A 3529-nucleotide genomic window follows, 5' to 3' on the forward strand; every position below is an offset into this window, starting at 1 on the left:
GGGGCGTACGCGGCGAGCGTCCTGTACGGGGACAGCGGGAAGACGGCCGTGGACCTCGGGCCGCTGTCGACCCTGGGCGCCGTGCTCGTCGTCGGCTGCACCGTCGCCACGCTGGTGACGGCGGCCGTCGAGGCGCGCCAGGCCCGTCGGCACACCACGGCCGCGCTGCTGCGCCTCGGCGCTCCCGCGTCGATGCTGCGCGGTGCCGCGGCCCTGCGCGCGGCCGCACTGCTGGCCGTTTTCGGGCCGCTGACCTGGGCCGTGGCGGAACTTTCGGCGGCTCCCCTGGCCGCGCGATGAGTTTTGCCGCGACCGGCCGTCTAAAGGGGCGTAGGGCATGCGACCAGCCGACCCAGAAGGCGAAGGACACCCCATGTACCAGCAGATGATTTTCACGAACCTGGCCGTCAGCGACCTGGACGCCGCCACGAAGTTCTTCACCGAGCTCGGATACGCACGCAACGCCCAGTTCTCCGACGACACCGCCGCCTCGATCGTGATCAGCGAGCACATCGTGGTCATGCTGCTCACCAAGGAGAAGTACGCGAGCTTCACGAAGAAGGCGATCGCCGACTCCACGAGCACCAGCGAGGTGCTGCTGTGCCTGAGCGCCGAGAGCCGCGAGAAGGTCGACGAGCTCGTCGACAAGGCGATCGCGCTCGGCGGCACCGAGTCCGGCGAGAAGCAGGATCACGGCTTCATGTACGGCCGGGCCTTCGACGACCTGGACGGCCACACCTTCGAGATCATGTGGATGGACCCCTCGGTCGTCGAGGGCTGAGCAACTGGCCCTCGGCCGGTCGTGCCGGGCGCCGGGGCGCAGGCGGGGGTGCAAAGACGGGCTCTTAGCATGGGCGGGTGCAGCAGACACCTTCGCAGTCACCCGAGCCCGCCCCCACGCCGGGGACCACGTCCGACCGCGAGATCGAGACCCTCGCGGAGTTCGACGAGACGCTCGACGCGCTCGGCACGCTCGCCCACCACCGGGTGCAGGCCGTCGACCTGACGGACCGCACGGAGCGGCTGCTCGCCGCCGAGGTCGCGGGCGCCGTCTTCCTCGGCTGCCCCATGCGTGCCGAGGCGGCGGCCCGGGTCAGGGCGGCCGGCGCCCTGGTCTTCCCGCCGGTCCCCGGCCTCCCCTTCGACCCGTACCGCGGCCACGTCTACACACCCGACGAACTCTTCGAGGGCCTGTCCACGCCGGGCGGCTACGAGGCGACACCGGACGCCCGCGCGTACGCGTGGTTCCAGCGGACCAAGACGGACGGCGACGTCTTCGCCTCCATGCTGCGCGCCGTCCACGACGACTCGGTCTCCGACGCCCTGGACGAACTGCTCGTCGGGAAGCGGGTGGTGGGCGTCATGGGCGGTCACGCGATGGCGCGGGGGACCCGGGAGTACGCCGCCGCGGCCCGGCTCGGCCGCTCGCTCGCGCGGGCCGGGTTCACGGTGGCGACGGGCGGCGGCCCGGGGGCGATGGAGGCCGCGAACCTGGGCGGGTACGCGGCCCCGCTCGCCGACGACGTGCTGCCGGAGGCGCTGCAACTCCTCGCCAAATCCCCCTCGTTCACACCGTCCGTCACGGACTGGGCGGGCGCGGCCTTCGAGGTCCGGGGCCGCTGGCCGGGCGGCGGCGACTCCGTGGGCATCCCCACCTGGTTCTACGGCCACGAGCCGCCGAACGCCTTCGCGTCCCACCTGGCCAAGTACTTCGCGAACGCCACCCGCGAGGACGGGCTGCTCGCCCGGTCGAACGCGGGGGTCATCTTCCTGCCGGGCGCGGCCGGCACCGTCCAGGAGATCTTCGACAACGCGACGCCCAACTACTACGAGTCGCGCGGCGAACCGACGCCGATGGTCCTGGTCGACCGGGCGCACTGGACCGAACGCCTCCCGGCGTGGCCCCTGTTGCAGGCGCTCGCGCGGGAGCGGTCGATGGAGTCCCGCATCGCGCTCGTCAACACCGCGGAGGAGGCGGGCGAGGCGCTGGCCCGCATGGCCTGAGACACGGTCCGGGGAAGGATGGGTCAAGCGCTGGTCAAGACTGAACTCCGAGTGGCCTCTGCGTATTGACGCTGCGTTACAGGCACTTGTAAACGTGAGGGGACAGTGTGGGTGATGAGGCTGGAGCCGCGCGCTCCCTCACCGCACCCCATCTTTTTCTGCACTTGATCCCGTGAAGGACAACCGTGTCCGTAACCCCCCGTATATCCGCACGCGCCACGCGCTTCGCCGGTGTGGCGGCTGCCGCGACGGCGCTCACCCTGGGTGTCGCCGGGTCCGCTTCGGCGTGCAACATCAGCGAGTTCTCCGCCGCCGCCACCTGCACCGGTGAGCAGGGCGTCATCACCGTCACCGACAAGGACGCCTCGGGTACCAAGGCGACCGTGTCGGTCTACCTCGGCGACAAGCTCATCGGTTCCCAGGACGTGCAGGGCACCCGCGAGGGCGCCACCGTCACGTTCAAGGAGAACTGGCAGCCGAACGCCACGTACCGCGTGCACGTGAAGGCCAACAGCCAGGTCGACGAGGACATCAAGCCGGCCCTCACGACGCCGGGCAAGGCCTGCGCCACCGAGAAGCCGACCGAGAGCGCGACGCCGACCTCACCGGCGCCGAGCACCTCGGCCCCGGCCGAGTCGGCCTCGCCGGTCCCGTCGGCGTCCGAGTCCACCACCGCGGCGGCCCCGGCCCCGAGCAACTCGGCCTCCCCGGCGGGCGGTTCGGACCTCGCCGAGACCGGCGCCAGCAGCAACACCGGCCTCATCGCCGGCCTCGCCGCGGCCTTGGTCGTCGCGGGCGGCGGCGTGGTCTTCGCCCTGCGCAAGCGGGGCGCGGCCCAGCGCTAGTCGACTGAAGGGGTCGTACGGGACGTGTCACCGGCCGAGCAGGCCGGCCAGCGTCCCGTACGACCCTTCCCAGTTCCACTCCCGCACCACGCGCTCCCGGCCCTTGGCGCCCATGTCCCGCGCCGCCTCCCGGTCCAGGAGCAGCCGTACGAGGCGGTCCGCGACGGCGGCCGGTGACCGCCCGTCGACCACGTACCCGCTCTCGCCCTCCCGGACGGTGTCGGGCGCGCCGCCGGAGTCCCCGGCCACCACCGGCAACCCGGCTGCGGCCGCCTCCAGCAGGACGATCCCCAGCCCCTCCACCTCGAGCCCGGCCCTGCGGCTGCGGCACGGCATGGCGAAGACGTCGGCGGCCGCGTAGTAGCCGGGCAGCTCCGCGTGCGCCCGTCCACCGGCGAACACCACGGCCCCCAACACCCCGTTGCGCTCGGCGCGTTGACGGATCCGCCGCTCGTACGGCCCCGCGCCGACCAGCAGCAGTCGCGTACCAGGCACCACGCGCCGCACCATCGGCAGCGCCTCGACGAGCACGTCCTGACCCTTGCGGGGGACGAGCCGGGCCGCGCACAGCACGACCGGTTCGCGGTCCCCGATCCCGTGCCGGGCGCGCACGGGCCGCGGGTCGAGCCCCGGCCGGAACGCCTCGGTGTCCACGCCCGGGGCCAGCCGTTCGAGGGCGG

General features: G+C 72.8%; 4 protein-coding genes and 1 pseudogene. 4 read left to right on the forward strand and 1 reads right to left on the reverse strand.

All coding sequences use genetic code 11. From position 1 onward, the window contains the following. The 4 genes and pseudogenes from G3I40_RS24900 to G3I40_RS24915 form a co-directional block, all read left to right on the forward strand. Window positions 1-300 (forward strand): annotated as a pseudogene (locus tag G3I40_RS24900) (hypothetical protein); the annotation flags it as partial. 73 nt (window positions 301-373) lie between these two features. Further along, window positions 374-781 carry a VOC family protein gene (locus tag G3I40_RS24905; RefSeq protein ID WP_164304355.1) on the forward strand — a complete coding sequence of 136 codons (408 nt, stop codon included), beginning with the start codon at window positions 374-376 and terminating at the stop codon, window positions 779-781. A gap of 77 nt (window positions 782-858) precedes the next feature. Then, window positions 859-2004 (forward strand): LOG family protein, encoded by a 1146-nt coding sequence (locus tag G3I40_RS24910; protein ID WP_164304356.1) that lies wholly within the window; start codon window positions 859-861, stop codon window positions 2002-2004. A gap of 185 nt (window positions 2005-2189) precedes the next feature. After that, window positions 2190-2849 carry an LAETG motif-containing sortase-dependent surface protein gene (locus G3I40_RS24915; protein WP_164304357.1) on the forward strand — a complete coding sequence of 220 codons (660 nt, stop codon included), beginning with the start codon at window positions 2190-2192 and terminating at the stop codon, window positions 2847-2849. Between the two features lie 27 nt (window positions 2850-2876). Here G3I40_RS24915 and G3I40_RS24920 read toward each other — a convergent pair. Next, window positions 2877-3529: glycosyltransferase family 4 protein (locus tag G3I40_RS24920; protein WP_164304358.1), on the reverse strand; the 653-nt coding region annotated here is incomplete at its 5' end.

The organism is Streptomyces sp. SID14478, from assembly GCF_010548525.1.
Lineage (GTDB): Bacteria > Actinomycetota > Actinomycetes > Streptomycetales > Streptomycetaceae > Streptomyces.